This window comes from Dehalococcoidia bacterium (assembly GCA_041653995.1).
In the GTDB taxonomy this organism is placed as follows: domain Bacteria; phylum Chloroflexota; class Dehalococcoidia; order GIF9; family UBA5629; genus CAIMUM01.
On the sequence record JBAZEK010000071.1, the window covers coordinates 1 to 2,608 of the forward strand.

A 2,608-nucleotide genomic window follows, 5' to 3' on the forward strand; every position below is an offset into this window, starting at 1 on the left:
ACGGAAACCCGCGATACCTCGACGGGCGCTACTACCAGCAAAGTAGAGCAGGCCGAGAAAATTACCAAGTCCGAGTCCGAGGAATGGGGCACTGCGCCGCAGCAGCATTATTAAAATGCCCAGGGTTGGATTAAAAAGCCAGAGTCTGACCGAAATGGCGATAGTTGCAGCAGTGCTTGCTGCTGTAATCTTATCTATGCGGATTTACATGCAGCGTTCACTGCAGGCCAGATACAAGGCAGGCCCGGATTATTTGATCTCTGAAATAAAGAATGCCGCCGCGGAAAAGGGCATCAGTAATTTTAGCGGAATGAAAAAGCAGTATGACCCGTATTACCGGGAGTCGAATATCCTTGAAGATAAGAAGTCAGCTGCTAGCATCGGCACACCGGAAACTTCAACCGGGCAAACAGTTATCCGCAGCGGTTGGGAAAAGGCAAAGCCGGCGCAGGAAGCAGATTAAATGCGTAATAATAGAGGGCAAAGTATCTTAGAGTATGCGATAGTGCTTGGGATAGTGGCCATAGCCCTGGCGTCCATGTCCCTTTATTTTCGCCGCGGGATACAGTCAGTAATCAAGGCTGCGGCTGATGAGGCGGGCGACCAGAAAGACGCCGAAGATATTAACCCGGTCACCGGGACCAGCGTTTTTTCGGAGTTCAGGAGGCAGAGCGAGACTACACACAGGCAGCAGACACAAGAAGGCGGCACTCAGCTCAACGATATGAGCTCTACAGGTAGTATAACGGGCAGCTCTACTTCGGTTTCAACGCAAGAGAAATAAGATGAGAAGAGCTCAGAGCACCTTAGAATTTGCCATTGTAATATTTGCCATAGTTGCGGCACTATTGGCAATGCAGGTTTATATCAGGCGCGGCCTCCAGGGAAAGTTGCGCGCCAGCGCCGATGAGTTCAGCGTCCAGCAGTATGCGCCGGGGAAGATGTCTTCGGACACCACCATGGCACAGCAAAGCGATATTACTACTACCAGCGTAACCGCCGAAGATGACGAGCGCTATACAACTACTACGACCACTTATATTAATTCCCAGTCGGATAGGCGCTTGGGCACGGAAAAGATAACCCCGGGGGACTAAATATGCGCAGGGCACAGGCTTTATTGGAAATAGCGATTTTTGGAGCGATAATCGTAATGCTCCTGGGTGTCCTGATAACCTACGGCATAAGGTATAACGCCCAGCAGAAACTTATGCAACAGTCGTTCAGGAAGGCGCTAAGTAAGTCGGTGTCTCAACCGGGCGTCGCAGTTTCAAACGTAATCCTTAGGGATACGCATATTCCGAATCCTTCGGATACATTCGGCGTAGGTTCAGTTACTCCTTTTATCGGTTCAGGCGGCACAGTTACCCGCGACTACCAAATGGGAGAAACAGCTACGGAGAGCAGCGAATTGCCAAGTATAGTCGTGGATATCAACGGCCAGGAATATACCTATAAAACCGCCGGATTCAGGGATGAGCCTAATGTCCCGGAGGACAGCCTGGATAGATACGACCAGGTGTATGGCTGGGGGAATGTCTGGGAAACCAGCGACGGAGCGTGCGCTGAAGAAGGAACGGAAATTGACCCCAACACAGGAGAGACGAATACAACCTGTACCCAGGCGACAAAAAATATACGCATAATCGATTCCTGCAGCGGAGATATCTTTGATTATGGCAGTGCAGTCAAGCAGTGCCGGATGATCGTAGATTCGGAAGCCTGCGCCAAAGAATGCAACAGGGCAAGCGACCCGGCGGTAAACTGCAGCAGCGTCTGCAGCCAGCCGATGAACGTGCCCTGGTATTGCGAAACTGCAGAATGCGGGTTAAATCCCTGCAATCTGGGAGCAGCGCATATATATACTTTTACTAAGCTCAATCAGATTTTTAACGGGCTCAATTTAAAGTCGTTGGGCCTGCAGCAGGATTACCAGCAGCGCACAACAGCCGATAATTCCATGAGGAAAACAGAGGACGCTTCTGGTATTACGACTGCGGACAATGTTAACTGGAGCACTGCGATCACCAGGAAAATTATCACGCATCCATCTGGCTCAACCAGCCCCGCTACCACAACTAAGGAGGTTAGCAGTGTGGTTTCGCAGAATAAAGAGGAATCGCGTAGGACAAACTGGTAAAAAGGCGCAGGTCTCTTTAGAGCTGGCCGCAAGCATCGTCGTGCTCTTTATTTTATTGTTCGGCGCATTGCAGGTATTCTTGTGGTTTAACCAGCGCATGGTTCAGAGACAGAAAGATTACGAAGCTAAAAGAGTGGAAGCGGCAAACAGCCCGGCAGAGGTTCAGGCGGATGAAACTGACCAGAGTAAATATCCTAAGCTGAACATCTTTAAGCGATAGGCGGGGAGGGAGGATGAGGCTATGCTAAGCGGCTTTTATAAAAGATTTTCCCTGAATAACCTGAGAGAAGGCAAGCCTCTAGGCCAGGTAGCCACCCTGCTTATTTTAATGATCGTGGTTGTCCTGATTATGATTTTGACTACGGTTAACCTGGGCCAGCTTTCTATTTCTACTACTAATCTTTCTAATGTAGCGGATTCCGCAGCCCTTAGCCTAGCTTCTCAGTTAGCTACCCGCTCGTATAGTTT

General features: G+C 49.8%; 6 protein-coding genes. All 6 read left to right on the plus strand.

Annotated features, from left to right (window positions below):
* Positions 1–115: 115 nt before the first annotated feature.
* Positions 116–463, plus strand: a complete 348-nt coding sequence (locus tag WC359_15565) for a hypothetical protein (protein MFA5401870.1) — start codon at positions 116–118, stop codon at positions 461–463.
* Complete coding sequence (locus WC359_15570; GenBank protein ID MFA5401871.1) at positions 464–784, plus strand: hypothetical protein; 321 nt, start codon at positions 464–466, stop codon at positions 782–784. It abuts the gene before it with no gap.
* Position 785: 1 nt separating this feature from the next.
* Positions 786–1,097 carry a hypothetical protein gene (locus WC359_15575; GenBank protein MFA5401872.1) on the plus strand — a complete coding sequence of 104 codons (312 nt, stop codon included), beginning with the start codon at positions 786–788 and terminating at the stop codon, positions 1,095–1,097.
* 2 nt (positions 1,098–1,099) lie between these two features.
* On the plus strand, positions 1,100–2,140 hold the full coding sequence (locus tag WC359_15580) for a hypothetical protein (protein ID MFA5401873.1): 1,041 nt from the start codon (positions 1,100–1,102) through the stop codon (positions 2,138–2,140).
* Positions 2,094–2,360 (plus strand): hypothetical protein, encoded by a 267-nt coding sequence (locus tag WC359_15585; protein MFA5401874.1) that lies wholly within the window; start codon positions 2,094–2,096, stop codon positions 2,358–2,360. The genes WC359_15580 and WC359_15585 overlap by 47 nt, the downstream gene beginning before the upstream one ends.
* Before the next feature lie 21 nt (positions 2,361–2,381).
* Positions 2,382–2,608 (plus strand): Tad domain-containing protein (locus WC359_15590; protein MFA5401875.1); only part of this gene is annotated, 227 nt, incomplete at its 3' end.

What these genes read in the sequence shown, in the direction of transcription:
- WC359_15580 (MFA5401873.1), top strand. Translation starts at nt 1,100, where the DNA reads ATGCGCAGGGCACAGGCTTTATTGGAAATAGCGATTTTTGGAGCGATA.
- WC359_15575 (MFA5401872.1), top strand. Translation starts at nt 786, where the DNA reads ATGAGAAGAGCTCAGAGCACCTTAGAATTTGCCATTGTAATATTTGCC.
- WC359_15570 (MFA5401871.1), top strand. Translation starts at nt 464, where the DNA reads ATGCGTAATAATAGAGGGCAAAGTATCTTAGAGTATGCGATAGTGCTT.
- WC359_15565 (MFA5401870.1), top strand. Translation starts at nt 116, where the DNA reads ATGCCCAGGGTTGGATTAAAAAGCCAGAGTCTGACCGAAATGGCGATA.